At 67.3% G+C, this 450-nt stretch carries 1 protein-coding gene; it reads left to right on the forward strand.

The window, feature by feature from the left end:
- The coding region (locus tag BST40_RS28530; protein WP_142276877.1) for an HNH endonuclease signature motif containing protein at positions 1-450 on the forward strand (450 nt) is incomplete at both ends.

Raw genomic sequence — 450 nt, forward strand, 5'->3', positions numbered from 1 at the left:
GTGATGCCCCACCCGAGCCGGGCTATACGCCCTCGACCGCGTTGGCCGATTTCGTGCGGTGCCGGGATTTGACGTGTCGCTGGCCCGGCTGCGATGTCCCCGCGGCCCGCTGCGATATCGACCACACGATCCCCTACGCCGCAGGCGGTCCCACCCACGCCTCGAACCTCAAATGTTATTGCCGCACACACCATTTGGTGAAAACGTTTTGGGGCTGGGGCGAACAACAACTCGCCGACGGCACCCTGATCCTGACCTCCCCGGCAGGCACCACCCACGTCACCACCCCCGGCAGCGCCCTGCTGTTTCCCAGCCTGTGCCACGCCGTCGGCGGCATGCCCACCCCCGAAACCGACTCACCGCATGACTACGGCACCGACAAAACCGCCAGGATGCCCAAACGCACCCGCACCCGCGCCCAACACCGCGCCCAGCGCATCACCACCGAGC

Origin of the sequence: Mycobacterium persicum, from assembly GCF_002086675.1 — a bacterium.
GTDB classification, from domain to species: Bacteria; Actinomycetota; Actinomycetes; order Mycobacteriales; family Mycobacteriaceae; genus Mycobacterium; species Mycobacterium persicum.